Below are 25,806 nucleotides of genomic sequence, written 5' to 3' on the forward strand. Positions count from 1 at the left end.
CTGGTTACTGGACAGGTTGCGGGGCGACGGTGCAGGCCGGCGTCGAGCCGCCGAGGCCGCAGGTCCAGCCGTTGTACCAGGTGTCGGTTGGGCCGCTGAAGGCGCCGACATAGGTGGTGGCAGTGAAGAAGCTGTTCTGCGCTGTGGCGTTATAGACCGGAGTCGCCAGCTCGTTGGCGCCGGGGAACCAGAGGTTGGTGAGCGAGCTGGTTCCGTTCAGGACATTGTTTCGGCCGGTTTCGTTCAGGATGTCCGTCACCTGCTGCGTGGTGACGCCGCCCGAACCATTGGCCGCGCCACCCGCACAGGACATGAACACCGAGCGGAAGTTCGGCGGACCGGCCTTGTCGTTGGCGGAGTCGGTGGTGATGGTGAAGGCGTCGGCAAACTGCACGCAGGCGTTGGCGTCCTTCTGGATCACCGAGTTCCAGACGTTGAAGTCGGTGCCGCCACGGAACAGCAGGCCGTTGGCGGCGCGCCGGCCGATGAAGGTGATGTTGGAGAAGCTTGGCCGCGAGCGGGGCGAGCGCAGGTCGAAACCGGTGGTTTCCGCCTCGATCATGCGGTCGCCGCCAGTCGAGCGCTGGTAGACGAGGCCGAACTGCAGGTTGCCGCGCCAGCCGAAGTCAGTGTCGAGGCTGTCGTCGTCGGCGCCGGTGATGACCATATATTTGTGGTTCACGCGGCCACCGAACCACTCGATGCCGTCGTCGGAGCTGTTGTGGACCTGGATGTTCTGGGCGAAGGTGCCGGAGCCGACACCGGCGAAGGTGATGCCGTTCAGCTCGTTGCCGTCGGTCACCATGAAGCCCGGATAGCGGATCTGCAGGTAGCGCAGGCGGCCCGAATTGTCGTTGGCGGTGGCGCCGCCATAGAAGCCTTCGGTGCCTTCGACGCGGTTTTCGCAGCCGACGGTGCCACCGACGACACCCGCGCCAAGGCAGGTGTGGATCGGGCCGCGGCCGAGGATGACAAGACCACCCCAGTCACCGATGCTGTTGTCGTTGGAGCGACCTTCCATGTTGACGCGGCTGGTCATGACGATGGGGCGTGTGGCGGTGCCTTCTGCGAAGATCTGCGAACCGCGCTCGATCAGCAGGAAGTCGGCGCCCGAGGAGCCGAAGAGCACAACGCCCGGCTCGATGGTGAGGACGGCTGCGTCTCCGCCGGCCTTGTTGCCGTCACCGCCGACATCCCGGCCGATGCGGACGCCGCCCGACAGCGAGTAGACGAGGTTCTGCACGAAGGGCAGCGTCACATTGTCGGTGTAGACGCCCGAAAGCTGGCAGACGCGCATGTCGGTGCCGCCGACCGACAGGGTGCCGACATTCGTGGTTCCGGTGACGCAGGCCGTCGCCGGGGGTGTCGGGGTTGGTGTCGGGGTCGGGGTGGGCGTCGGGGTCGGCGTCGGGGTGGGGGTTGGCGTCGGCGGAACGACGATCACGCCATCGCCCGGCGATGCGACGTCCGTCGCACCGGTGCAGGCAGTGAGCGCCACGGCCGACCCGAGCAGGAGCAGCGCGCGAAAGTGTGACATGATTTCCCCTTTTCGGAAGGTAGGTGCGAATCCGGGCCGCGCACCGCTTGCTGCAGTGCGTCGGCGGCGCCTCCCTAGACCGGGGGGATGTCATTCCGATTGCGATGGTGTTGCGTCTGGATTGCCGATTTGTTGCAAGGACGTGTCAAAGAGCGGGGAAAGCCTCCAGCAATTCCGAAAGCAGCTGCTCTTCCGCCTGTCCATTGACGCCCTCCCTGCCAATTTCGAGAAGAACGGGAATGGCAAGCGGACTGGCCTGCTCCAGATGCCGCACCAGCAGCTCCGATTCGGCGCGGGCGAGCAGCGCCTTCAGCCGCTCCATGTCGGTCAGTTTCGAGGATGCTTCGGCCCATGCCGCCTGCAGCAGCAGATGGCCGGGTTCGTGGCGAGACAGCACGTCGTAGATGAGATCGGTGGAGACGGCCAACGCCCGGCCGCTCTTCTTGCGACCGGGCTGCTGGCGCTCGACGAGGCCGGAGACGATGGCGACATCGCGGAAGGCGCGGCGAAGGAAGGGCGTGGCGCGGATCCATTCTTCCAGTTCCTCGGCGACGATGTCGCCGCTGAGAAGGTCGGCGGGATCGGTGATGGGATTAAGGCCCCAGACGCCGAGCACATAGTCGGTCGCGACGAAGCCCAACGGATTCATACCACGCCGCTCCATGCGCTGGGTGAGCAGCATGCCGAGCGACTGGTGGGCGTTGCGGCCTTCGAAGCCGTAGAGGACCAGGTGGTGGCGGCCGTCGCGCTCGAAGGTTTCGGCGAGCAGGCGATCGGGTGGGGGGAGGATGCTGTAGCGCTGCTGCAGCGCCAGCCATTCGCGGACGTCGGCGGGCATGCGCTCCCATTGGGCGGGGTCGGCGATCATGTGGCGGATGCGGCCGGCGAGATTTGTCGAGAGCGGCATGCGGCCGCCGACATAGGAGGGGACGGAAGGGTCGCCACGGGCGAGGCGGGTGTAGAGGTCGCCTTCCGAGGTGCCGATCAGCTCCAGCGTCTGGCCGGCGAACATGAAGCGGTCGCCGATGCGGAGCTGGCTGCCGAACCATTCCTCGATCTGGCCGAGCGCCCTGCCCCGCCCCAGCCGGACGACCAGCGTCGGCGCTTCGACGATGACGCCGGCGTTGAGGCGGTGCTGGAGCGCCAGTTTCGGGTGGCGCAGCCGCCAGTGGCCGGGGCTGTCCTCGACCAGGCGGGCGTAGCGATCGTAGACCTTCAGCGCATAGCCGCCGGTGGCGATGAACTGCAGCGTGCGCTGGAAATCTTCGCGGCTGAGGCTTTCATAGGGGGCGGCAGTGCGGACTTCTTCATAAAGGGCGTCCGCCTCGAACGGGCCTGCTACGGCTATGCCCATGATGTGCTGGGCGAGGACGTCGATGCCGCCGGGGCGGTGCGGTTCCTGATCGAGTTCGTTGGCGTGGACAGCGTCGAGGCAGGCAAGCGCCTCCAGATACTCGAAGCGGTTCCCGGGCACTATGACGGCGCGGCTCGCCTCGTCCATGCGGTGGTTGGCGCGGCCTACGCGCTGCAGCAGGCGGGCGGCACCCTTGGGGGCTCCGATCTGCACGACAAGGTCGACGTCGCCCCAGTCGATGCCGAGATCGAGGCTGGAGGTGGCGACGACCGCGCGCAGGCGGCCGGAGGCGAGGGCTGCCTCGGCCTTTTGCCGGGCCTCTATCGCCAGCGAGCCGTGGTGGATACCGATGGGCAGGGTCTGGTCGTTTTCCGCCCAGAGGTCGCGGAAGGCGAGTTCGGCGAAGGCGCGGGTGTTGACGAAGACGATGGATTGGCGGGCGGTTTCCAGGAGCCGCATCACCTGCCGGGCGGCGTAGCGGCCGTTATGGCCGCTCCAGGGGATGCGACCTTCGGGAACTAGGATGGAGATGTCGGGCGGGACGGCTTTTTCGCCCTGCACGATCTCGACATCGGCGCCGGGAGCGAGCCAGTGCGCCATCGCCTGCGGATCGGCGATGGTGGCGGAAAGGCCGACCATGCGCAGGCGTGGGTTCAGGCGGCGGATGCGCGCGGCGGCGAGCGCCAGCAGATCGCCGCGCTTGGTGGTGGCAAAGGCGTGGATTTCATCGACGATCAGGGTTTCGACCGTTTCCAGCAGTGCTTCGGAGCCGGGCCAGGTGAGAAGGAGGCTGAGGCTTTCGGGTGTGGTGAGGAGGATGTCGGGCGGGTTTTCGCGCTGGCGGCGCTTGGCGTCGGAGCTTGTGTCGCCGGTGCGGGTTTCGACGGTGAGGGGGAGGTTCGCCTCGCGGATGGGGAGGAGCAGGTTGCGCTCGACATCGGCGGCGAGCGCCTTCAGCGGCGAAACGTAGATCGCCTTGAGGCCGGGCGAGGCGGTTTCGCGGGTGAGGACAGGAAGAAAGCCGGCGAGCGTTTTCCCGGCGCCGGTTGCCGCCACCAGCAGAGCGTGGCGCCCGGCGCGGGCGGCACGCAGCATCTGCAGCTGGTGCGCGCGGGGTTGCCAGCCGCGCCCCCTGAACCAGTTCGCCAGCGGGGCGGAAAGCTGCTGGGTCAATCCCGGACCCGTTTGAAGCCTTCGCCGCGCGAGCCCTCGGGCAGCAGCATTTCGCCCTGCACGTCCAGCGGCCAGTCGTTGAAATCGCGCACCCCGAGATCCTGCGGATCGAGCACGACGCGGAACCGGCGCGCGCGTTTCACGTCGATGCGGATCGGATCTGAGTGGAAATCGAACACCGGGATGCGGAACTGCATCGAGACCGGGATGTGGTCGGCATCGATATCCGCCTCCATCCAATTGTCGTTTTCCGGGTCCATGCGGGTGTAGGCAGTGTCGATCTGGCCGTTGGCGAAGGTGACGAGCACGGCGATGTTGGGTATCGGCTGGCCCTTGGGATTGTCTAGGCGGAGCTGGAAGACGCCGGGCTTGCCGGGGGAGGATTCGGCGACGGTGAAACTGGGCGGCTTCGGCTTTGGATCCGTGGTGAGAAGCACTTTGTTGCCGTCCAGCCGCCACCTCCCTTCGGCGGTCTCATCGAGCGCGCCATAGGCGAGGGCATAGCGGAAGCGGCCGTCCGGGCTGAGCTCTATGGCGCCGGCGGCCTCCATCACGCCTGTCAGCCGATATTCGCCGGCGGGGTTTGCGGGGGCTGCCGCGACCGTCAACAGGAACAGCAGGGGTAGGAGGCGCTTCATGGACGGCATGCTGCCACATCGGGCGGCCACGAGGCTCTGTCCCATCAGCTCGGCATCCGTGGTCGTCATCCTTGCTCGGGCCTCAGTTCCGGTTCGATGCGGCGCCAATCGGCGTCGGTGATTGCGAACACATGGGTGTCGCGGATGTGGCCGGTGTGGGTGATCTTGTGGTGGCGCAGGATGCCGTCGCGGGTGGCGCCGAGTTTCAGGACGGCGGCCTGGCTGCGCAGGTTGCGGGCATCGACCCGGAACTCCACACGGTGGAAGCCGCCCCTGAAGACATGGGACAGCACCAGCCATTTGACCATGCGGTTGAGCCGGGTGCCGCGGACGCCGGGGACGATATAGGTTGCGCCGATCTCCACCACGCCGGGGGTGCGATCCTCGGGGAAGATGCCTGTCATCCCGACGAGGCGGTCGTCGACGAGGATCGCCCACATCAGCCGTTCGGAACCGGCGGCCGAACCCGCCTCCCACCAGCGGTCAAAGGCTTCGCCCAGCATCGAGAAGCTGTAGATCTCCCAGATGGCGGGGTCTTCGGCGCAGGCTTCGCGCAGGGCCTCGCGGTGCGATTCCGCCAGCGGCTCCAGACGGATATTTCCGAATTGGAGGAGGGGGAGCCGGGCCATGGGCTCCGTTTAGGCGTTCAGTGCAGCAGTTCGCCAGCGGAAAGCTGCTCGGCCCAGCCGCCGGACTGGAAATAGTCGCGCCAGGCGGTGATCTTGCCGTCGATCACTTCGAAGCTGCCCATCACCCGGGCCTCTACCCACTGGCCGCCGGGGAGGCGGAAGCGGTCGGTGCGCTCGTTCAGGACCTGGCCGTCGGATTCGGCGCTGGCGTGGATGTAGAGGTCCAGCGCGTCGAAGGGGACGCGATCGAACAGCGACTTCAGCGCGGCGTGGCCGACAACCGGCGTGGCGGCGACATTGTGATAGACGACATCCTCGGCCAGCAGATCGAAGGCGCGATCGAGCTGCATCCGGTTGAGGTGGTCGATGAAGGCACAGATGGTTTCGGTTGCGCTGTTCATGGTTTCCGTATGTTTGCCTCTTACGTTAACGTCAATCAGTTGGCCAACAGCTTGTCGATGCGGATTCGCATCCTGTCGCGCGGGCGTGCGCCAGCGAGTCGGCCGACTGAGGGTGGAGGGCAAAACTAGCAGCGGAGCTGTTAACCTGTCATTACTGAGGGTGCCGGGTCGGCCCCTTGCAATATCGGCGATGGGGCGTAAGTCAGGCGGCGTAAATCCTGGCCGAAGGACACAAGGGTTCGTGCAAGAAGCCCTGCCTGCTGACCGGGACTCCGGCGGGAGAGATTGATGAGCGAGCGGACGGCAACGCTGAAGGAAGACATAAGCCGGGTGGAAGTGATGGCCGTGAAGGACATCCGACCGGCTGCCGAGGCGCTGCGCGACATTGCGTGGGAGCGGGCCAAGCTGCGCGTTGCGGTCGCCGACAATATCGCTTCGAAGCATCCGTTGATGGACGAGGATGGCGATGTGCTTGCTTCCACGGTCTTTGGCTGGAACGGCCCGAACGAGCGCTGGTGGGCGGATACGCGGCTGGCGCTTTCCTCGCCGCTGCCGCGGGCCTGCCGCTATGAATCGGAGCCGTTCTGGGTGAATGCCGACGGTTTCCGCACCCGCCAGCCGAACCGCTATCTGGAGGCGATCGACCTTTCCAACTTCGAGAAGCGGGCACTGGGCAAGGCGAGCATCGTTATCCCGGTGCACCTGCCCTTCGGGCAGATCGGCATCGCCACCTATAGCGTGGTGGATCAGGACCGGACCGACCTTTCCGCCGAGTATGACGAGCATGCCGACGAGCTCTATATCCTGACGCACCGCTTTGTGGCGGGCTGCGTGAAGGCGCTGCGCAAGCGGCAGTGGCTGCCGGCGGACAGCCAGCTGACCAAGCGCGAGGTGGAGTGCCTGCGCTGGGCCTCGATCGGGAAGACCGACAAGGAAATCTCGATGATCCTGGGGCGCAGCCACGCCACGGTGCGCTTCCATATCCAGAATGCCGGCGAAAAGCTGGACGCCGTGAACCGCAGCCAGACCATCTTCAAGGCGGCGCAATTGGGATATCTGGGTTACGCTGCGTAGGCGGCTGAGGCGTGGAGGAGGATTGCGAAGCAATCGTCCGAACGCCCTCAGGCTCGCCGGAGCGCGCAGCCGACCTGCAATGGCCGGAATCCGGACATTGACAGGATCGACGGCGCGGCTTTGCCGCGGCGCTACAGGAATAGAGAAATATAAGGGGGAGACTTGGAATGCCGAAGATGCTGATGCGCCTTGTGGTGGCGCTGGTGGGGCTGTTCAATATCGGCCTTGGGCTGGTGTTTCTGGTGCATCCGGCGGAGATGGCCGCCAAATTTTCGCTGCAGCCGATTGGCTCGCAGGGGCTGGCCACCATCCGCGCCGATTTCACGGCCTTTTTCCTGGTGGGTGGGCTGTTCGCCATTCTGGGGGCCTGGAAGATGAGCGCCGAGCCGCTGAAGGTGCCGATCCTGTTGCTGGCAATCGCGCTGTTCGGGCGGACCGTCAGCCTGGTGTTCGACGGGGTGGCACCGACCGCCTTCCCGCCGATGATCACCGAGGGCGTGATGATCGCGATACTGGTGGCAGCGCAGCGGGTGTTTTCGAAGGCCTAGCCGGAACGCGCGGCGAGCCAGTGTTTCTGCTGGCTGTCCACCTGGCGAACGGCTGAAAAGACCGACTGCTGCAGCTGCGGCTTGCCGGTGCGGCCGATATGATCGAGCTGCGCATAATACCAGAACTGCACGGCAAAGCCGGATGCGGCGCGGACTATCTCGAACGACTGCAGCCAGCTGAGCCAGCGCGGGAGAAGGGCATGCTGCGCCTCGTAGCGGGGAAGTTGCGTGGCGCCGGCGAGCAGCCGATTGCAGCCGTCCGGTTCGCCGCACAGCGGGCGGGCGAGGCCGACCAGATCTGCAGCGCCGGTTTCGAGGGCATGCTGGATGGCGGCGCGACTGCGGAAACCCCCGGTGACCATCAGCTTCATCGCTTTCAGCTCGGCCTGCATGGCCTTGGCAAAATCGACGAAATAGGCCTCTCGGGCGGCGGTCGAGGCAGCGACTTGTGGCTGGTCGGTTCTGGCTTCCAGGCCTTGGAGGTCCATCATGGCGGGCTGTTCGTAGGAGCCGCCGGAGATTTCGAGCAGGTCGACGCCAGCCTCCTCCAGCCAGCGGGCGACTTGCAGGCTTTCGCCGAAGTCGAAACCGCCGCGCTGGAAATCGGCGGAGTTGAGCTTCACCGACACGGGGAATTCCGGGCCGACGGCGGCGCGAACGGCCCTTACGGCATCCAGAAGCAGGCGGGCGCGGTTTTCGAGGGTTCCACCCCAACGATCTTCGCGCAGGTTGCTGCGCGGGCTGAGGAATTGCGAGATCAGATAGCCGTGCGCGCCATGCACCTGCACGCCGGTGAAGCCTGCAGTTTTGGCGGCCATGGCTGCAGTCGCGAAGCGGCCGATCAGGTCGAGGATTTCCGGCTCCGTGAGCGGCGTCGGGGTGCCGAAGCGGCCGCCCGGCAGCGCCAGCGCCACGGCGGAGGGCGCCTTTGGCGCGGGGTTCACATTGGTCTGCGTCTGCCGGCCGGCGTGGCTGATCTGCATCCACAGATGGTTGCCGGCAACGGTGCCGGCCTCTGCCCAGTCGCTGAGAGCCGCCATCATCCGGGCGTCGGGTTCGCGGTCCAGGATGACATTGCCGGGTCGTTCCAGATGCTCGCGGTCGATCATCACATTGCCGGTGAGCAGCATGCCGGCACCGCCTTCCGACCAGACCTTGTAGAGGCGGTTCAGCTCCAGCGTGGGAATGCCCTGGGGCGAAGCGAGGCCCTCGGTCATGGCGCCCTTGGCCAGCCGGTTGGGAATGACGGCGCCGCACGGCAGGCTGAGTGGATCGGCCATCGACGTCATCTGATATTCCCCCTGTTCCGGATTTTAACCTTTGATATCGGCAATTTGCCGCTCCACCAGCTGGCAAAGCTGATCGGCGATTGCAGTGCCAGGCGGGAGGAAGCGTTCTATGGCGGCGCGGCCGCTGGCGAAGGTCGTTATGCCGGAGATCATCTGGATTGCCTCCAGCCTTGTTTCGGCGCCGGGGCGGGATTTGCCGCGGACGCCCGCGAGGAGGTAGGCGACCAGCTCCACGCCGGGGCTCCAGAGCCGTTCGAACAGGATGTCGAAGGCGGGGCCGGGCTTGGCGAGCTCGCGCTGGACGAAGAGGGACCAGCTGCGGGTATCGTCGGCGGAGACGAGGAAGCGGGCGAGCGTTGTGAGCAGTTTGGCCAGCTCGGCGCGGCAGGTTTCCGGTGAAGGATCCTCGGTCAGCGTGCGTTTCGCGGCTTCGCCGGCGGCCAGCGTGGCGCCGGCGTAGGTGGAGACGATATGCTCGGCACAGGCGAGGTAGAGGCCTTCCTTGTTGCCGAAATAATATTGGATAGCCGGCAGGTTCACCTGTGCAGCGCCGGCGATGTCGCGGGTGGAGGCGGCCTCCAGCCCCTTATGGCCGAAGGCGTCTAGCGCGGCGGCGAGGATTCGCTCGCGGCTTTCCTGCCCGCGCCGATAGCGGGGGGTGGCGGGCGTGCGCGGGGCGGTTTCCATCCCCCTGTTTAAGCGGCAGGTGGCGGCGGTTGGCAAGATGCTTGACTTTGAATTTATATCGTTCGATATTTTTTGAAGGACAGGAAAGGGCCGATTGTATGGCGACCGCTGCGATACTGGACGAACCGATCGAGGGCGAGAAGGGCATCTGGGCCGCTGTGCGGGCGCAGAAGCAGTTGGTGCCGGAACTGTGGGCGAATTTCGATTTCGAGGCGGATCCGGAGCGGTTCACCACCGATCCGGCGGCAAAGTCCAGCCTGTCGCCGCGTTATGCGGCGAAGCGGGCGGAGATCCTGGCCAACACCGAGCTGGTCGACCGGCTGCGCGCCTATAGCCGGATGGGTGATGTGACGGCAGACCGCTATGCGGCGCTGATGGCGGGGCGGAAGTTTCGCGAACTGATCGATATGCTGGAGCTGGCCTGCGACAAGGGGATCGAGGCAGTGCCCGATGCGCCGCCGGAGCTCGCGGCCTTCATCGCCGACATGGAAGTGAAGCCCGACTGGCTGGACATGGAGCTGGTGGAAGAGGGCGCGCGGGCCGAGCGCAACAACGCCGCCAATTTCGCGCCCTATGCCGTGCGCGGTGCCTTCATCGCCACCTTCATGAACGAATATGCGGCGCTGCCGATGGCGCTGACGGGAACGCTGTCCAACAATGCCGCTGCCCGGCGGGTGAAGGAAACCGCCAATTTCTTTGCCGTGACGACGCTGCCTGGCGCACTGGACCGTTTCGGCCCCGGCTTCAAGGCGGCGGCGATGGTGCGGCTGATGCACTCGATGGTGCGCTATAATATCGCCCGCCGGCCGCAGATGTGGGACGCGGCGAAATATGGCTTCCCCATCCCGCAGGTGGACCAGATGCCGGCTGGCCTGATCGGCATTTTCCTGATGAGCTACAAGCTGATCGAGGAGGGGCGGACGGCGTTCAACGACGAGGAGCGGGCGACGGTAGAGTTTGCCCGCTATCGCTGCCGGCTGCTGGGGCTGCCCGAGGAGCTGCTGCCGGATACGCCGCAGGGCATTGTCGATGTGATGAACGTGCGTGGGGCAACCTTGCGCGCCGGTTTCGACGACCGCACCTGCGGGGCGCTGGTGCGGGCGACGCTGGCGGCCGATCTGTGGCAGGGCGAGGGTCTTGGTCGGCGCATCTTCCGCCGGGTGGAGGCGAGCTTTTCGAAGATGTTCTTCCTGCGCAACTTCATGAACAACGATCTTGCCGCTGCCGAGCGGGTGGGAGTGAAGATCACGGGCGTTGACCGGCTGCTGTTTGCGGTGGCGCTGGCGCATATCACCGTGAAGATGGGCAGCTATCGGCTGGCCTCGAAGATACCGGGGCTGGCCGATGCGGCGGACCGGCGGCTGATCGGCAATATCCGCAAGCTGCTGGCGGACTATGGCCATGCGGAGTTCGTGACCTATGACCATCGGAGCCACGCCGGCTGAGGTCTCAGCCTAGGAGCGCGCGAGGCGGTCCGCGACGATGCGGATGGCGTGGGGGTTCCAGCCGAGGCCGCAGTGGGTGCCGGGGACCTGCAGATTTTCCACCTCCGGGCCGGGGCGTGCGTGTGCGGCCTCCGGGTGGACTATGCCGTCACCACGGGCGGCGATTGCCGTCATCGGCACGCCGGGCAAGGCGCCGGGCTGCCAGTCCACCGGGGCGGCGTCGATCGGGTGGCCGGCGACGCGCTCGTAGAGTTTCCAGGCGTTGTTGGCGGTGAGCAGGCCCGATACGGGGGAGCCCATGGTGATGACCTGCCGCACCGCCTGCGGGTGGCGGCGGGCGAGCTCCACGGCATAAAGGCCGCCGAGGCTCCAGCCGATGATTGCGATCGGCTCGCCGGCGTTGCCCACAAAGCGGAAGAAGCGGCTTTCCAGTTCCTCGAAGCGGCCGGGGCGGAGGCCGAGGTTGCGGCCCATCTGCCAGCCTTCGACCTTGTGGCCGACGGCGGAGAGGACGCCGCGCAGCGGGCTGGTCGCCCAGTCTCCGGAAAGGAAGCCCGGCAGAACAAGGACGTGGCGGCTGGGCCAGTGCGGGAGTTCGCGGATCAGCTGGATGCGCTGCTTGCGGAAGGCCTTCAGCTCGCCGATGGCGCGCAGCTCTGCGGCATAGACGATGCGCCCCGGCGGGCCGGGGTCGGCGCGCGGCGCGTCCTCTTCCAAAATGTCGGTCACACCGTCGCGCATGATCCTCCCCTATAAAGGGTGGATTGCGACAGTTTGAAGGCCTGGTTGCAGGCTCCCCGCCGGTTTCGACCGGCGGGGAGGCTGGAGCGGGTTCCCGGCCGGCGCCGGGCAGGTTTCAGTTGCCGAAGGTGCGCTGCCACCAGCCACGACGCGGCGCGCCGCCTTCACCTTCGTCGCCAGTGGCGTCGGCGTCCGCTTCGGCGGTTACCATCGGCTCGGCTGCGACATCCTGCGCTGCAGCCTTTTTCGGCGCGGCCTTGCGGGGGCGCTTCGGCATTTCCTCGGCAGCGGGTTCAGGTGCTGGCGCGGCGACAGGTTCCGGGACAGCCTCTGAAGCGGTTTCGGTGGCCGCTTCCGATTGTGCCTTGGCTGCCCGTTTAGGGGCGGCCTTCTTCGGCGCGGCCTTGCTGGCGCGTTTTGGCTTTTCGGCTGCGGGCGCTTCCCCGGTTGCCGGTTCGGCCGCTGCTTCAGCAGGGACCTCCGCAATGGCTTCGACGATTGCTTCGGCTGCGGCCTTTTTCGGAGCGGCCTTGCGGGTGCGCTTCGGCTTTGCGGCTTCGGCGGCAGGCGCTTCGTCGGCAACTGCCTCCATTGCGGGCTCGGGTACGACTTCGGCAGGGGCATCCCCGGCTTCGTCTTCGGCGGCTTCGGCGGCGGCGTTCAGCGCCTCGCCAGTCTCGCGACGACCACCCCGACGACGACGGCGGCGGCGGCGGCGCGGCTCGCGGCCGTCCCCATCGGCTTCCTCGCCGGCTTCGACGGCTTCGGCGCCTTCCGGCAGTTCACCATCCTGTTCGACGGCTTCGCGCGGTTCCGCCTGCGGACGGTCGCGGCCATTTTCATGGCCGCTTTCCCTGCCCCCATCGCGACCTCTGCCGCCACGGCGACGACGGCGGCGGCGGTCGCCGTTGCGGCCCCCGCGCTCTTCGCGGTCTTCCGCTTCCTCGCGGTCGCCGCGGTCTTCCTGCTCTTCGTCCTCTTCCTCGACTTCGTCTTCGATGTCGTCTTGCGCGTCGTCGACATGGACGTGGCGAGGGGCCGCCAGCGCCTGCAGGCGCGGGGCCTGTGCCGGTGGCGGGCCGCTGCTGTCGATGGCGACGCGACCACCGATCAGGCTGTCGTCGGGCACCACCTCGATGATCACGCCATAGCGATCCTCGATCTCGGTGATTTCGGCGCGCTTGCGGTTGAGCATGTAGACGGCGACGGCGCTGTCGGCACGCAGGCGGAACATGCTGGCGCGGCCGCGCACGGCCTCTTCCTCCAGCAGGCGCAGCGCCGCAAGCGCGGCGGAGCCGGGCGTGCGGACGAGGCCGAGGCCATCGCACATCGGGCAGACTTCGGTGGAGGCCTCCAGAACGCCGGTGCGCAGGCGCTGGCGGCTCATTTCGAGCAGGCCGAAGGTGGAAATGCGGCCAACCTGGATGCGGGCGCGGTCGTGCTTCAGCGCCTCTTTCAGGGCGCGCTCGACCTTGCGGTTGTTGCTGTTGGATTCCATGTCGATGAAATCGACGACGACAAGCCCGGCAAGGTCGCGCAGGCGGAGCTGGCGGGCGACTTCCTCGGCCGCCTCGATGTTGGTCTTTAGCGCCGTTTCCTCGATATTATATTCGCGCGTGGAGCGGCCCGAGTTGACGTCGATGGCGACCAGCGCCTCTGTCGGGTTGATGACGATATAGCCGCCCGAGCGCAGGTTCACGACCGGGTTCAGCAGTGCCGCCAGCTGGCTTTCCACGCCGGCGCGGTGGAACAGCGGAACGGGATCGTTATAGGGCAGCACCTTCTTCGCGTGGCTGGGCATCAACAGCTTCATGAAGGTCTTGGCGTGGGCATAGCCCTCTGGCCCGTCGACGAGGATTTCGTCGATCTCGCGGCTGTAGATGTCGCGGATGGCGCGCTTCACCAAGTCGCTGTCCTCGTGGATGAGGGCGGGGGCGGACGAGGTGAGGGTCTTTTCGCGAATCTCGTCCCAGAGCCGGGTCAGATAGTCGAAGTCGCGCTTGATCTCGGTCTTGGTGCGTTCGAGCCCGGCCGTGCGGACAATCGCGCCCATGGTGCTGGGCAGGTTCAGGTCGGTCATGATCGACTTCAGCCGCTTGCGGTCGGCGGCGTTGGCGATCTTGCGGCTGATACCTCCCCCCTGGGCCGTGTTCGGCATCAGTACCGAATAGCGGCCGGCGAGCGAGATATAGGTGGTGAGCGCCGCGCCCTTGTTGCCACGCTCTTCCTTGACGACCTGCACCAGCATCACCTGCCGGCGGCGGATGACGTCCTGAATCTTGTAGCGGCGGCGCAGCGCCATGCGGCGGCGGCGCAGGGCTTCGGCGCCGGCCTCTTCGCTGTTGCCATGCTCTTCGGGGCGGTGACGCGGTTCGCCCTCGGCAGGTTCGCCAGCGTCGCCTGGCTCTTCCTGCTCGTGCGCGTGATCGTCGGGCGCGTGATCGTCGTGTGCATGGTCGTCGTCATGGTCGTCGCCGGCGGCATGTTCCTCGACAAGGCGCTGCTCTTCGCGGAGCAGGGCATCGCGGTCTTCCTTGGGGATCTGGTAGTAATCCGGGTGAATTTCCGAAAAGGCGAGGAAGCCGTGGCGGTTGCCGCCATAGTCGATGAAGGCCGCCTGCAGCGACGGCTCCACGCGCGTCACCTTGGCGAGATAGATGTTGCCCTTGATCTGCTTGCGGGCGGCGGCCTCGAAATCGAACTCCTCGATCCGGTTACCCTTGACGACTGCGACCCGTGTTTCTTCCTGGTGGCGGGCGTCGATCAACATTCTTGTTGTCATTGAAGTTTCTCCCTGCGCGCAAGGCGCAGTTTTGCTGTGCAGCGCCGATGGCGCAAATTGGATAGAGGACGGCGGCCCGGGATGGCCGCCGCGAAGATGAAAGGGTGCGGGGGGACAGGCGAAGCGACAGGAAGGCCGGGAGGGCCTTTCCGATCAGCATCCTGTTTTCAGCAGCAGATTCGCGCACTTCTTCCCCGACATTCTGGCCGGGAGCCTGACTTAACGCGTTGTGCGAGTTTTCAGGGCCGGCGGGCATCAAACCGGGAGCTCATCGGCAGTCTGCGATCCCACGCGGTCCTGCCTGTGCGTCCTTCGGCCAACATGCCTTGGCCCATCAGGTAGCAGCGGACCCAGCCGGGCACAAGTGCGACCCGGCGTTAAGCTTTTCACGGAAGCGGCCGTTAGCTGCTTTCGAGATGGCTAACATCCTGACATCCTTGAGCGCCGGTTCCGGCATCGACGTGAAGGCGCTGACCGAGCAGCTGGTCGCCGCCGAGAAGGCGCCGCGTTCGGAATTGCTGGATGCCCGGCAGGCCCGGGTGGACGCCCGGATTTCGGCGCTGGGGCAGTTTCGTTCGGCGCTGGATGCGCTGGTGGGGGCGCTGGGCACGCGGATCGGTTCGGGCGCGCTGTCGGGAATCCCGGCCGTTTCGGATACATCGGTGCTGTCGATGACGGTCGATCCGGGCGCCGTGGTGCAGCGGCAGCAGCTGGAGGTGCGATCGCTGGCCCGTGGGCAGACGCTGGCGTCGGCACCGCGCGATGCGGCGGCGCCGGTGGGGCTGGGGACACTGACCTTTCGCTTTGGGGCGGTCGCCGGTAGCGACGCTGCAACCGGGTTCGTTGCGGGCGTGCAGGACGATCTGGTGGTAACGGTTGCCGAGGGCGACAACAGCCTGGAGGGGCTGCGCAACGCCATCAACGATGCCGCCGCCGTGGCCGGGGCGCCGTTACAGGCGCAGATCGTGTCCGATACGAACGGCGCGCGGCTGCTGCTTCGCGGGGCGATGGGAGAGGCATCGGGCTTCACCGTCGAGGCGGCTGGCGAAGCGGGGCTAGGCGACTTTGCCTTTGGCGAGGGCGTCGCGGGCGGACTGTCGCGGACGCAGACGGCGACGGACGCCGTCGTTGCCATCGACGGGGTGGAGCTGCGGCGGCCTTCCAATTCGATTTCGGATCTGGTGCCGGGGGCGAGGCTGTCTCTGGCGAAGGCGGCGCCGGGGCAGATCGTCACCATCGAGGCGGCGCGGAATACGACGCAGCTGTCGCAAAGCGTGCGGGATGTGGGTGCGGCCCTGAACGAGCTGGCGGGGCTGGGGCGGGAGCTTTCCAACGGCAACCCGACGAGCGGCAGCACCGGGGCGCTGGTGGCCGACGGCTCCACGCGGCGGGCGCTGCAGCAGCTGGGGTCGGTGGCGACGAAACAGCTGATCGAGCCCAACGGCAATGCCCCGACGCGGCTGATCGAGATCGGGCTGGGCACCGACCGCAACGGCAATTTCACCGTGGACGAAACGCGGCTGGCCAAGGCGGTGGCCAATCATCCCGCCGCCGTGGAAGCGCTGATCACGGCGCTGAATGCGCCGGTGAGCTTCACCTCTGCCGGCGGACCGCTGCCACAGCTGGCCGCCGCGATGAAGCTGGCCGCCGAGGGCAGCGCCGGGCAGCCGACGGCACTGGCGCGGGAGGCCGCCGCCATCACCAGGGATCGCACGCTGCTGGACCAGCGGATGCAGCGGATGACCGACACATATACCCGCCAGTTCGCCGCGCTCGACCGTGCGGTGGGGGAGTCGCGGACGATGCAGGATTTCCTGAAGCAGCAGATCGATATGTGGACCCGTAGTTCCGACGCCTGAAAGGATTGCCGATGCCTGCCACCCTTGCCGCCGAACGCCCCGACGCCCGCCCTGTTGCTGCTGCTGCCGCGCTTGCCGGCTATGGCCGGGTTTCGCTGGAGGCGCGGGTGGCCGGGGCTTCGCCGCACCAGCTGGTGGCGATGCTGTATCAGCGGCTGGCGCAGCTGCTGCGCGAGGCGGAGGCGGCGTTGCGACTTGGGGATGTGGGGCGGCGGCTGCGAGCCACCGAAAAGGCACTGGCGATTGTCGACGGGCTCGATGGAACGCTGGACGAGGAGCGGGGCGGCAGTGTCGCAACGGCGCTGCGGCAGGTTTACGAGCTGTTGCGGGCGCGGCTGCTGGCGGGCTCCGAGGCCGGGCTGGCGGAAGCGCGGGTGGCTGTCGAGGAGATCGGCGGCGCCTGGGCGGGCATTGGGGCGGGCATCGGGGCGGGAGCGATCAGATAAGGAGCGTCTGCCAGTCGCTGCGGCCGGACAGGAAAGCGATCATGCCCAACGGTTCGACGCCGTCGGGCAGCTGATCGGCGGCGAGGTGGTGGGTTGCCATCGCCGTCTGGCAGGCGGCGATGTGGGCGCCGAGTTCGTGCAGGGTGGAGAGCGCGTCGGCCACGGGTTTCCGCGCAAGATCCAGGATGGCCGGGCCGCGCAACAGCAGCGCGACCGGGCGGCCCAGCGCTGCCGTGGCGGCGGCCAGCTCCATCGCCGCGTTGAAGCGTTCGCCGCCGGTGTCGGTGACGATCAGGAGCAGACCGGGCACGCGGGGTCCTTGGGCACGCGGATGCTGCGGGTGGCAAGGCTGAGGCCTTCGTAGAGCCAGAGGCGGCCCAGTTGCGGTTCGCCGAAGCCGGTGACGAGGCGGAGCACTTCGAGCGCTTGCGCCGAGCCGATGAGGCCGGCGACGGCGCCGAGTACGCCGATGTCGGCGCAGCTGTTGCCGGGGATGTCGGCGGGGGCCCCGGCAAAGCAGGCCCAGCAGGGTTGATCGGCGAGGTGGCCGGCGAAGACGCCGAGCTGGCCCTCGAACGGGCCGATGGCGGCAGAGACGAGCGGGATGCCGAGCGCGACGGCGCTGCGGTTGACGAGGGCGCGGGTGGCGAAAGTATCGCAGCCATCGGCGATGATGTCGTGGCCGGCCAGCAGGGTTGCGGCGTTGTCGGGCGTGAGGCGCCGGGCGACGGGGTTCAGCACGACGTGGGGGTTGAGGGCTGCGAGGCGTTCGGCTGCGACCTGAACCTTGGAGCGGCCGATGTCGGCGGTTGTGAACAGGGTCTGGCGTTGCAGGTTGGAGAGGCCGACCGTGTCGTCGTCGATGAGCGTCGCGCGGCCGATGCCGGCGGCGGCGAGATATTGCAGGCAGGGGTTGCCGAGGCCGCCTGCGCCGATCACCGCGACGGACGCGGATTGCAGCCGTGCCTGCCCCTGGCCGCCGATTTCCTTCAGCACGATATGCCGTTGGTAGCGATCCAGTTCCTGGTCGGACAGCATCGCCGCTTCAGGTTCCGGTGGAGCCGAAGCCGCCGAGGCCGCGGGCGGTGGTGGTGGTGAATTCCTCTACCAGCTTGAAACTGGGGCGGACGATGGGAAGGAAGACGAGCTGGGCGATTCGGTCTCCGGGCTGCACCGTCACGGGCTCGCTGCCGGGCGGCGTGCGCAACCAGGCGCTGACGAAGATCTGGTCGGCATAGTCGGCATCGATGGTGCCGACCGCCTGCCCCAGCACCAGCCCCTTCTTGTGGCCGAGGCCGGATCGGGCGAGGAGGAAAGCGACCATGCCGGGGCTGTTCATCAGCACCGCGAAGCCGGTGGGGATGAGGACGGCAGGGGCCTGCGGCTGCAGGATCAGCGGTCCGTCGAGGCAGGCGCGGACGTCAACGCCGGCGGCCAGTTCGGTTTCATAGCGGGGAAGGCCCCATTGGTGCAGCCGCTGGTCGACGACACGGAGTTCGATCTCGGGTGTTTCGGGTGTCATCCGCTGGCCTTAGAGCAGGATCAGGCGAGCGTCATCAGGCTGGCGTTGCCGCCGGCGGCCGTGGTGTTGATGGAGGTGGAGATTTCCTCGACCAGCCAGTCCAGCCGGTAGGCGGGTCTGGCCGATGCGCATTCGGCGGGGGACGCGGATTGCACCAGCAGCACCGCGCCGGGTCGGGCGGCGATCTCGGCCAGGCCGGCAAGGATCTGGTCCGCGTCGCCTTCGAGCAGGGCGCCCGACAGCATGTCATCGGAAGTGGCGAGGCGCTTGCGGACGGCGGCGGGCAGCCCCGCGGGGAGGTCCATGCCTTCGAGCAGGAAGCGATTGCCGGTGGCGAGTGCGGCGGCGAGCTGCTGCCACAGGCCGGCGTCGGTTGCGGGCTTCAGCAGGATCGTGCCGCGGGCGTGCAGCTGGTAGCGGTTGCTTTCGCCGACCGGCCCCGGAAGGTCGAGCGAGAGGCCCCGGCGCGATTGGTCGGCATGGCGCTTGACGGTGGCGGCGGCATCGGATTCCGCCCGGTCCTCCAGCCAGTCGGCGAGTGCCGCAAGTGCCGGATCGACTTCGGGGACGATGGGGAGCAGCGGCGATGTGGGGTTCGCCAGCCGGCCGAGATAGAGCGGTCCGCCGGCCTTGGGGCCTGTGCCGGAAAGGCCACGCCCGCCGAAGGGCTGCACGCCGACCACGGCGCCGATGATGTTGCGGTTCACATAGCGGTTGCCGGCCTGGATGCGGCCAGTGACATGCGCGATGGTTTCCTCCAGCCGCGTGTGGAGGCCGAAGGTGAGGCCGTAGCCGGTGGCGTTGATGGCATCGATCAGCTTGTCCAGCCGTTGCCGACGATAGCGGATGACGTGGAGGACGGGGCCGAAGACTTCGCGTTGGAGATCGGCGAGATCGTCCATTTCGATGAGGGTCGGCGGCACGAAGCTGCCCGATGCGGTTTCGGCGGGGAGCGGCAGCTGCTGGATCGGATGACCCTTGCGGCGCATCAGCTCGATATGGGCCGTGATTCCGGCCTTCGCCTCGGGGGTGATGACGGGGCCGACATCGACTGAAAGGCGTGTGGTGTTGCCGATTCGGAGTTCGGCGAGCGCGCCCTTCAGCATGGTAAGGATCGGGCCGGCGACTTCCTCCTGCAGGCAGAGGATTCGGAGCGCCGAGCAGCGCTGGCCGGCGCTGTCGAAGGCGGAGGCGAGGACATCGGCGACAACCTGTTCGGGGAGAGAGGAGCTGTCGACGATCATCGCATTCTGGCCGCCGGTTTCGGCGATGAAGGGGATGGGCTGACCGCTGGCGGAGAGGCGGGCGGCGAGCTGGGCCTGAATCAGCCGGGCGACCTCGGTGGAACCGGTGAAGAGCACGGCGGCTGTTTCAGGCGCTGCGACGAGAGCGGCGCCTACGGGGCCATCGCCGGGGATGAGTTGCAGGGCGTCGTTCGGGACGCCGGCTGCGTGCAGCAGGCGGACGGCTTCGGCGGCGATCAGCGGAGTTTCCTCGGCTGGCTTTGCGAGGACGGGGTTGCCGGCGACGAGGGCTGCGGCCAGCTGCCCGGTGAAGATGGCGAGCGGGAAGTTCCACGGCGAGATGCAGACGGTTGGGCCGACGGGGGTTGCGCCCTCCAGCGTGCGGCGGGCTTCTGCAGCATAGTAGCGGAGGAAGTCGATCGCTTCGCGCACTTCGGAGATGGAGTTGGCGGCGGACTTTCCGGCCTCGCGCATGAGGAGGCCCATCAGGATCGGCATACGGTCCTGCAGTGTGTCAGCCGCGCGTTCGAGCATGGCGGCGCGGGCATCCACCGGGGTGTCGCCCCATCGGGAGGCGGCGGCGCGGGCGACTGCGGCGGCGGCATCCACGGGTGCCATGTCGCGGACGGTGCCGACGATGTCGCGGTGATCGGCCGGGTTGTGGATGCGGCGTTCGGAACCCTTGCCGTCTTCGGGGGCGGCCAGCCATTCGGTTGCGACGCTGGCGTTCAGCTGTTGCGTGAGCGCTGCGAGCGCGCTTTCGTCGCTGAGGTCGAGGCCGGCGGAATTGCGGCGTCCGGGATAGAGGTTGGCCGGGCTGGCGATGAGGTCGTGCGGGGCGCCCGGGCTTGGCATGGCGGCGACCAGCGCCACCGGATCGGCGACCAGCTCGTCGATGGAGACGTCCGGATCGGCGATGCGGTTGACGAAGCTGGAGTTGGCGCCGTTTTCGAGCAGGCGGCGGACGAGATAGGCGAGCAGCGTTTCGTGCGTGCCGACGGGGGCGTAGATGCGGCAGGGGCGGTTGAGTTTGCCGCGGCCGACGACCTCTTCGTAAAGCGGTTCGCCCATGCCGTGCAGGCACTGGAACTCATAGTCGCCAAGCGTGAATTCCGTGCCGGCCATCTGGTAGATGGTGGCGAGCGTCTGGGCGTTGTGGGTGGCGAATTGCGGGAAAACCGCGTCCTTCGCGGCGAGCAGTTTTGCAGCGCAGGCGATATAGGCGACGTCGGTGTGGATCTTGCGGGTGTAGACCGGGAAATCGGCGAGGCCGTCGACTTGCGCGCGCTTGATCTCGGCGTCCCAATAGGCGCCCTTCACCAGCCGCACCATGATGCGACGGCTGGCCCGGCGGGCGAGATCGACGATCCAGTCGATGACGAAGGGGCAGCGCTTGCCATAGGCCTGGACGACGAAGCCGAGGCCCTGCCAGCCGGCGAGCGACGGATCGAGGGCGAGGCTTTCGAGGATGTCCAGCGAGATTTCGAGGCGGTCGGCTTCCTCGGCGTCGACGTTAAAGCCGATGTCGTAGGAGCGGGCGAGGAGGGCGAGCGACTTCACGCGGGGGAGGAGTTCGCCCATCACCCGGTCCGACTGGGCGCGGGAATAGCGGGGGTGGAGCGCCGAGAGCTTGATGGAAATGCCGTTGCCGGCGATCGGGCCGCGCCCCTCGGCTGACTTGCCGATGGCGTGGATGGCGGTGGCGTAGGCGGTGAAATAACCCTCTGCATCGCGGGCGGTGGCGGCTGCTTCGCCCAGCATGTCGAAGCTGTAGGTGAAGCCGATCGCCTCCTGGTCGCGCGCGCGCTTCAACGCCTCGGCGATGGTTTCGCCGGTGACGAACTGTTCGCCCATCAGCCGCATGGCGATATCCACACCGCGGCGGACGACGGGTTCGCCGGCGCGGGCGACCAGCCGGCCAAGCGCCGAGGCGAGGCCGCCGTCGTTGACCGGATCGACCAGCTTGCCGGTGACGACGAGGCCCCAGGTGGCGGCGTTCACGAACAGCGAGCGTTCGGAGCCGAGGTGGGAGGACCAGTCTCCGGGCGCGATCTTGTCGCGGATCAGGGCGTCGCGGGTAGCCGTGTCTGGGATGCGCAGCAACGCTTCGGCGAGGCACATCAGCGCCACGCCTTCCTGGCTGGAAAGCGCATATTCCTGCACCAGTGCCTCGACGCCGCTTCCCCTTGTCTTGGCGCGAAGGCGGGAGATGAGGGCGCGCGCGGTTTCGGTGGCAGCGCGGCTCACCGATTCCGGGAGGGTGGCCGCAGGCAGCAGGTCGGCGATGCATTCCGGCTCCGGTCGGCGATAGGCGGCGGTGATGGCGCTTCGGAGCGGAGTGGCCTCGCGCACGGGGGGAGCAAAGGCGGCGAAGATGGAGCGGGAGGCGGGCATGCGCCGATCCTATCGCAGATGGCGATTTCGTTCTGGCTGTATTATACCGCAACTATAGGTAGATTGGCTGAGTTTTCGCGAGTTCACAGGACAAACGGATGAAAATGGACCGCGTGGAAGGCGATCTTGATCGCATCGATCGGAAAATCCTCGACGCCCTGATGCGGGATGGGCGGATGACGATCACCGACCTTGCCAACCATGTAGGCCTGACGAAGACGCCCTGCCAGGTGCGGCTGAAGCGGCTGCAGGACAGTGGCGTGATTACCGGATTCCGGGCGGTGGTCGATCCGCGGCGGCTGGGGATGGAGCATGTGGCCTTTGCCGAGGTGAAGCTTTCGGACACGCGGGAGGAGGCACTGGGCGCCTTCAATGCCGCGGTTCGGCGCATTCCCGAGGTGGAGGAATGCCACATGATCGCCAGCCATTTCGATTATCTGCTGAAGGTGCGGACGGCCGATATCCGCCGTTATCGGATCGTGCTGGGGGAGAAGATCTCCAGCCTGCCGCATGTGTCCAGCACCTCTACCTATGTGGCAATGGAGACGGTGCGCGACGCCTATTGAGTTGCATGCGGTTGCCTGAGGCCGGATAGGAACATCGAAGGTGTCTGCAAGGGGGCGAGTGTGCGCGCATATCGGGGTCTGCTGATCGGGATAGCCCTGTTGTTGCTGTGGGTGGTGCGGCCGATCGGCGTGGAGGCGCCGCGCGCGGTGGACACCGAATTCGATACGGCGCGGGCGATAGCGAGGCTGGAGTTTATCCTTGGCGACCAGAAGCCGCATCCGACCGGCACCGACGCCAATGACGCGGTGCTGGCGCGGCTGGAGCAGCAGGTGCGCGGGCTAGGCTTTACGCCAGAGGTCAGCGAGCGGTTCCATTGCAACGACTGGCGCGCGGGCGCCGCGGTGTGCGCTTCGCCCCGCAACCTGATGTTCTGGGTGACGGCGCCGGGGCCGGATGCCGTGATGGTGACGGCGCACCATGATTCGGTGCCTGCCGGGCCGGGTGCTGCCGACGATGGCATGGGCGTGGCGGTGGCGCTGGAGGTGGCGCATCTGCTGAAGGGGCGGAAGCTGGAGCGGCCGGTGCTGGTGCTGATCACCGATGCCGAGGAAGCCGGGCTGGTGGGGGCAGCGGCGTTTGCGGCGCACCATCCGCTGGCGAAGCAGATCGGCGCAGTGGTGAACCTGGAAGCGCGGGGGACAACCGGCATCGCCAGCATGTTCCAGACGAGCACGCCCAACGGCAATGATGTGGCGGCGCTGCAGCGCGGTGGGTTCGTGCCCGCAGCCAACATGCTGTCTACCGACCTGTTCAAGCAGCTGCCCAACGATACCGACCTGACGGTGCTGCTGCCGCTGGGGGTGGACGCGGCCAACTATGCGATCATCGGCGGCGGCAAGCGCTATCACACGCCGATCGACGATCTGGCGCATCTGGACCGCAACTCGGTGCGGCACATGGGAGCGAGCGCGCTGTCGGCGACGCTCGGCTTTGCGGCGGCTGCGCCGCAGGTGCCGGAGCGGAGCCGGGTGTTTGCCGATTTTGCGCTGATGCGTTTTCTGGTGCTGCCGCAGTGGCTGGCGGGGGTTCTGGTTGGGCTCGGGCTGGTGGCTTCGGCCATGCTGTTCTGGCGGACGAAGGACGGGCATGCGGTTCGGACGGGACTTGCGCCCCTGCTGGCGCTGGTGGCTGGGGTGTTGATTGCTGTTGCCGCCGGGATGGTGGTGGCGGCGATCCGGCCGGAGAGCGACTATGGCACGGCCTGGCCGATCGCGCTGCGCACTGCCTATGCGGCCGGCGCCTTGCTGGGGGCGCTGGGAATTGTTCGGCTGCTGAACGTGGAAAATGGGGTGCGGCTGGCGGCGGCGACTTGGGTGCTGCTGGGCTTGCTGGTGGCGGGCGGTTTTGCCTTCATGCCGGGGCTGTCGACCTTTTACGCCTGGCCGGTCGTGCCGCTGGTTCTGGCGGCGCTGGCCTCCTTTGTGCCGCTGCTTCGCCGGGCGGTGCCGTGGCTGATGGCGCTGGCGGCGCTGCTGTTCCTCGTGCTGGCGCTGCCGCTGGGCGGCGGGCTGGAGGATGCGCTGTTCGTGGAATATGCGGCGCCGACGACGCTATTCCTGATCTTCATGCTGTTGTTCTGGATGCCCGTCCGCGGCGCGCACAAAACGCAGGATGTTCGGGGTGGCCGCTGGACCTTGCCGGTGTTCGGCGTGGCGCTGGTGGCAGCTACCGTCGCCGCGCTTCTGGTGTCGGCCTATAGCCGCGATGCGCCGCGTCACCTGAGCATCGTGCACGAGGATGTGGACGGGGCAGGCGCGTTCCGGATTTCCGACAATGGACCGCTGCCGCCGGCGATGCTGGCGGCCGCGAGGTTCCGCGACGATCCGGAGGAAGGCAAATGGGTGGCGCCGGCCCCGAGGCTTGCCGACGTCGGCAAGCTGACCCAGGTTTCTGATACGGTTTCAGGCGGGGTGCGGACGGTTCGGTTTGTGGCCGAGGCGCCTGTGGCTGACCGGCAGCTGTTCGAGATCAACAAGGGGGACGGCGTGCGGGCGCTGACGGTGAACGGTTCGCGGAGCGAGATGCGCGCGCCGCTGACGCTGCTTTCCTGCACCGGTCGGGCCTGTCGCACGCTGGATGTGACACTGGAGCTGAAGGCCGGAGCGCTGTTGCCGGAGATGCGCTGGACCCGCAGCAGCTATGGCGCGGGGCCAGCGGCTGAAGCGCTGGTGGCGGCGCGGCCGGACACGGCAATGGCGGTGCATGGCGGCGATCGGAATGCCGTCATCCGGGACGTCAGGCTGGATTAAGCGAGAAGCTCAGCGATGCGGGCGGCGAGCTGACGGGCGACATTGGCCTTGGTGGTTTCGGGGAGCGACTGAACGCCGCTGGCGGTGACGAGGTGGACGAGGTTTCGGTCGCCGCCCATCACCTCGCCCGAGACGTCGTTGGCGACGATGAGGTCCACGCCCTTCTTCGCGAGCTTGGCCTGGGCGTTGGGGATGACGTCGTCGGTTTCGGCCGCGAAGCCGACGACCAGCTTCGGCCGGCGGGGATGCCTGGCGAGACCGGCGAGGATGTCCGGGTTTTCGCTGAGTTCGAGCTTTGGCGGGCCCGAGGCACCCTTCTTGATCTTGGATGTGCGGGGCGCGACCGCCCAATCGGCGACTGCGGCGACCAGGATGGCGGCATCGGCCGGAAGGGCGGCCTCTACGGCGGCGGCCATTTCGCGCGCGGTCTCGATGTCTATGCGGGTGACGCCGGGCGGGGTGGGCAGGTTTACCGGACCGGCAACAAGCGTGACCCTGGCGCCGAGTGCCGCGAGGGCTGCTGCAAGCGCGAAGCCCTGTTTCCCGGAGGAGCGGTTGGCGATGTAGCGCACCGGGTCGATCGGTTCGTGGGTGGGGCCGGCGGTGACGAGGATGTGCCGGCCTTTCAGGGGGCCGTCGGCAAACTGCGCGCCGATGGCGGCGGCGATTGCGGTCACTTCCGGCAGCCGGCCGGGGCCAAACTCGCCGCAGGCCATCGGGCCGACGTCGGGCTCCAGCACGGTGACGCCACGCTGGCGCAGCAGGGCGACATTGGCTTGCGTGGCCGGGTGCTGCCACATGCGGACGTTCATCGCCGGCGCCGCGAGTACGGGCGTGTCGGTTGCCAGCAGCAGCGTGGTGGCGAGATCGTCGGCCATGCCGGCGGCCATCTTTGCCAGAAGGTCGGCAGTGGCCGGGCAAACGACGAGCAGGTCGGCCGAGCGAGAGAGCTGGATGTGGCCCATTTCAGCTTCGTCGGTCAGATCGAAGAGATGGGTGTAAGCCTTGCTTTCGGAGAGGGCCGAGGCGGAGAGCGGCGTGATGAACTCGGTGCCGCCTTTGGTGAGGACGGGCGTGACGGAGGCGCCGCCGCGCCGCAATTCGCGGATCAGTTCCAGTGACTTGTAGGCAGCGATGCCGCCGCCGATGATCAGAAGGATGCGTTTCCCTGCCAGCATGGCGGCATTGCTAGCGGCTCGTGCACACGAAGCCAACCTTGCTCCGCAC

At 67.3% G+C, this 25,806-nt stretch carries 21 protein-coding genes; 7 read left to right on the top strand and 14 right to left on the bottom strand.

The window, feature by feature from the left end; all coding sequences use genetic code 11:
* Positions 1 to 4 precede the first annotated feature (4 nt).
* From IM784_RS08870 to IM784_RS08890, 5 genes are all read right to left on the bottom strand, one after another.
* Complete coding sequence (locus IM784_RS08870; protein ID WP_199554948.1) at positions 5 to 1,537, bottom strand: hypothetical protein; 1,533 nt, start codon at positions 1,535 to 1,537, stop codon at positions 5 to 7.
* 145 nt (positions 1,538 to 1,682) lie between these two features.
* Positions 1,683 to 4,064 (bottom strand): ligase-associated DNA damage response DEXH box helicase, encoded by a 2,382-nt coding sequence (locus IM784_RS08875; RefSeq protein WP_199554949.1) that lies wholly within the window; start codon positions 4,062 to 4,064, stop codon positions 1,683 to 1,685.
* Positions 4,061 to 4,771, bottom strand: coding sequence for a hypothetical protein (locus tag IM784_RS08880; protein WP_199554950.1), 711 nt, complete (start codon positions 4,769 to 4,771; stop codon positions 4,061 to 4,063). Before IM784_RS08880 ends, IM784_RS08875 begins: the two co-directional genes overlap by 4 nt.
* Positions 4,768 to 5,331: a GNAT family N-acetyltransferase gene (locus IM784_RS08885; protein ID WP_199554951.1), complete on the bottom strand. Its 564-nt coding sequence runs from the start codon at positions 5,329 to 5,331 to the stop codon at positions 4,768 to 4,770. Before IM784_RS08885 ends, IM784_RS08880 begins: the two co-directional genes overlap by 4 nt.
* 17 nt (positions 5,332 to 5,348) lie before the next feature.
* Complete coding sequence (locus IM784_RS08890; RefSeq protein ID WP_199554952.1) at positions 5,349 to 5,732, bottom strand: limonene-1,2-epoxide hydrolase family protein; 384 nt, start codon at positions 5,730 to 5,732, stop codon at positions 5,349 to 5,351.
* 288 nt (positions 5,733 to 6,020) lie between these two features.
* Here IM784_RS08890 and IM784_RS08895 point away from each other — a divergent pair, with 288 nt between their 5' ends.
* The gene (locus IM784_RS08895; RefSeq protein WP_199554953.1) at positions 6,021 to 6,806 is read left to right on the top strand and encodes a helix-turn-helix transcriptional regulator; all 786 of its coding nucleotides are present in this window, start codon (positions 6,021 to 6,023) and stop codon (positions 6,804 to 6,806) included.
* A gap of 167 nt (positions 6,807 to 6,973) precedes the next feature.
* Positions 6,974 to 7,354, top strand: coding sequence for a DUF4345 family protein (locus IM784_RS08900; protein WP_199554954.1), 381 nt, complete (start codon positions 6,974 to 6,976; stop codon positions 7,352 to 7,354).
* Here the strand turns inward: IM784_RS08900 and IM784_RS08905 are convergent.
* A complete protein-coding gene (locus tag IM784_RS08905; protein WP_235976754.1) occupies positions 7,351 to 8,643 on the bottom strand; it encodes an NADH:flavin oxidoreductase/NADH oxidase family protein in 1,293 nt (430 codons plus the stop codon). The two genes, IM784_RS08900 and IM784_RS08905, sit on opposite strands and share 4 nt — an antisense overlap.
* Before the next feature lie 24 nt (positions 8,644 to 8,667).
* Positions 8,668 to 9,330 carry a CerR family C-terminal domain-containing protein gene (locus IM784_RS08910; RefSeq protein ID WP_199554955.1) on the bottom strand — a complete coding sequence of 221 codons (663 nt, stop codon included), beginning with the start codon at positions 9,328 to 9,330 and terminating at the stop codon, positions 8,668 to 8,670.
* A gap of 98 nt (positions 9,331 to 9,428) precedes the next feature.
* Between IM784_RS08910 and IM784_RS08915 the strand changes: the two genes are divergently transcribed.
* Positions 9,429 to 10,775 (top strand): oxygenase MpaB family protein, encoded by a 1,347-nt coding sequence (locus tag IM784_RS08915; protein ID WP_199554956.1) that lies wholly within the window; start codon positions 9,429 to 9,431, stop codon positions 10,773 to 10,775.
* 9 nt (positions 10,776 to 10,784) lie between these two features.
* On the opposite strand, the gene IM784_RS08920 is transcribed toward IM784_RS08915, so the two are convergent.
* Positions 10,785 to 11,516: an alpha/beta fold hydrolase gene (locus tag IM784_RS08920; protein ID WP_199554957.1), complete on the bottom strand. Its 732-nt coding sequence runs from the start codon at positions 11,514 to 11,516 to the stop codon at positions 10,785 to 10,787.
* 115 nt (positions 11,517 to 11,631) lie between these two features.
* Positions 11,632 to 14,298 carry an Rne/Rng family ribonuclease gene (locus IM784_RS08925; RefSeq protein WP_199554958.1) on the bottom strand — a complete coding sequence of 889 codons (2,667 nt, stop codon included), beginning with the start codon at positions 14,296 to 14,298 and terminating at the stop codon, positions 11,632 to 11,634.
* 437 nt (positions 14,299 to 14,735) lie between these two features.
* Between IM784_RS08925 and fliD the strand changes: the two genes are divergently transcribed.
* Both fliD and IM784_RS08935 read left to right on the top strand, forming a co-directional pair.
* A complete protein-coding gene (fliD, locus tag IM784_RS08930) occupies positions 14,736 to 16,157 on the top strand; it encodes a flagellar filament capping protein FliD (protein ID WP_199554959.1) in 1,422 nt (473 codons plus the stop codon).
* An 11-nt stretch (positions 16,158 to 16,168) separates the two neighbouring features.
* The gene (locus IM784_RS08935) at positions 16,169 to 16,603 is read left to right on the top strand and encodes a flagellar export chaperone FliS (RefSeq protein WP_199554960.1); all 435 of its coding nucleotides are present in this window, start codon (positions 16,169 to 16,171) and stop codon (positions 16,601 to 16,603) included.
* Here IM784_RS08935 and IM784_RS08940 read toward each other — a convergent pair.
* Genes IM784_RS08940 through putA form a run of 4 tightly spaced genes read right to left on the bottom strand, consistent with a single transcriptional unit; the run spans position 16,596 to position 21,763 of the window.
* On the bottom strand, positions 16,596 to 16,913 hold the full coding sequence (locus tag IM784_RS08940; protein WP_199554961.1) for a DsrE family protein: 318 nt from the start codon (positions 16,911 to 16,913) through the stop codon (positions 16,596 to 16,598). The genes IM784_RS08935 and IM784_RS08940 overlap by 8 nt on opposite strands.
* On the bottom strand, positions 16,895 to 17,641 hold the full coding sequence (locus tag IM784_RS08945) for a HesA/MoeB/ThiF family protein (RefSeq protein ID WP_199554962.1): 747 nt from the start codon (positions 17,639 to 17,641) through the stop codon (positions 16,895 to 16,897). The genes IM784_RS08940 and IM784_RS08945 overlap by 19 nt, the downstream gene beginning before the upstream one ends.
* Positions 17,642 to 17,648: 7 nt before the next feature.
* A complete protein-coding gene (dut, locus tag IM784_RS08950; protein WP_199554963.1) occupies positions 17,649 to 18,125 on the bottom strand; it encodes a dUTP diphosphatase in 477 nt (158 codons plus the stop codon).
* 20 nt (positions 18,126 to 18,145) lie between these two features.
* Positions 18,146 to 21,763, bottom strand: a complete 3,618-nt coding sequence (putA, locus tag IM784_RS08955; RefSeq protein ID WP_199554964.1) for a trifunctional transcriptional regulator/proline dehydrogenase/L-glutamate gamma-semialdehyde dehydrogenase — start codon at positions 21,761 to 21,763, stop codon at positions 18,146 to 18,148.
* Between the two features lie 98 nt (positions 21,764 to 21,861).
* Here putA and IM784_RS08960 point away from each other — a divergent pair, with 98 nt between their 5' ends.
* Together IM784_RS08960 and IM784_RS08965 are read left to right on the top strand one after the other, a co-directional pair.
* Positions 21,862 to 22,329, top strand: coding sequence for an Lrp/AsnC family transcriptional regulator (locus IM784_RS08960; RefSeq protein ID WP_408015287.1), 468 nt, complete (start codon positions 21,862 to 21,864; stop codon positions 22,327 to 22,329).
* A gap of 60 nt (positions 22,330 to 22,389) precedes the next feature.
* Positions 22,390 to 24,579: a M20/M25/M40 family metallo-hydrolase gene (locus tag IM784_RS08965; RefSeq protein WP_199554965.1), complete on the top strand. Its 2,190-nt coding sequence runs from the start codon at positions 22,390 to 22,392 to the stop codon at positions 24,577 to 24,579.
* Here IM784_RS08965 and coaBC read toward each other — a convergent pair.
* Positions 24,576 to 25,754: a bifunctional phosphopantothenoylcysteine decarboxylase/phosphopantothenate--cysteine ligase CoaBC gene (gene coaBC, locus IM784_RS08970; protein ID WP_199555083.1), complete on the bottom strand. Its 1,179-nt coding sequence runs from the start codon at positions 25,752 to 25,754 to the stop codon at positions 24,576 to 24,578. The two genes, IM784_RS08965 and coaBC, sit on opposite strands and share 4 nt — an antisense overlap.
* Between the last annotated feature and the right edge of the window lie 52 nt (positions 25,755 to 25,806).

Source organism: Sandaracinobacteroides hominis (assembly GCF_016464365.1).
In the GTDB taxonomy this organism is placed as follows: domain Bacteria; phylum Pseudomonadota; class Alphaproteobacteria; order Sphingomonadales; family Sphingomonadaceae; genus Sandaracinobacteroides; species Sandaracinobacteroides hominis.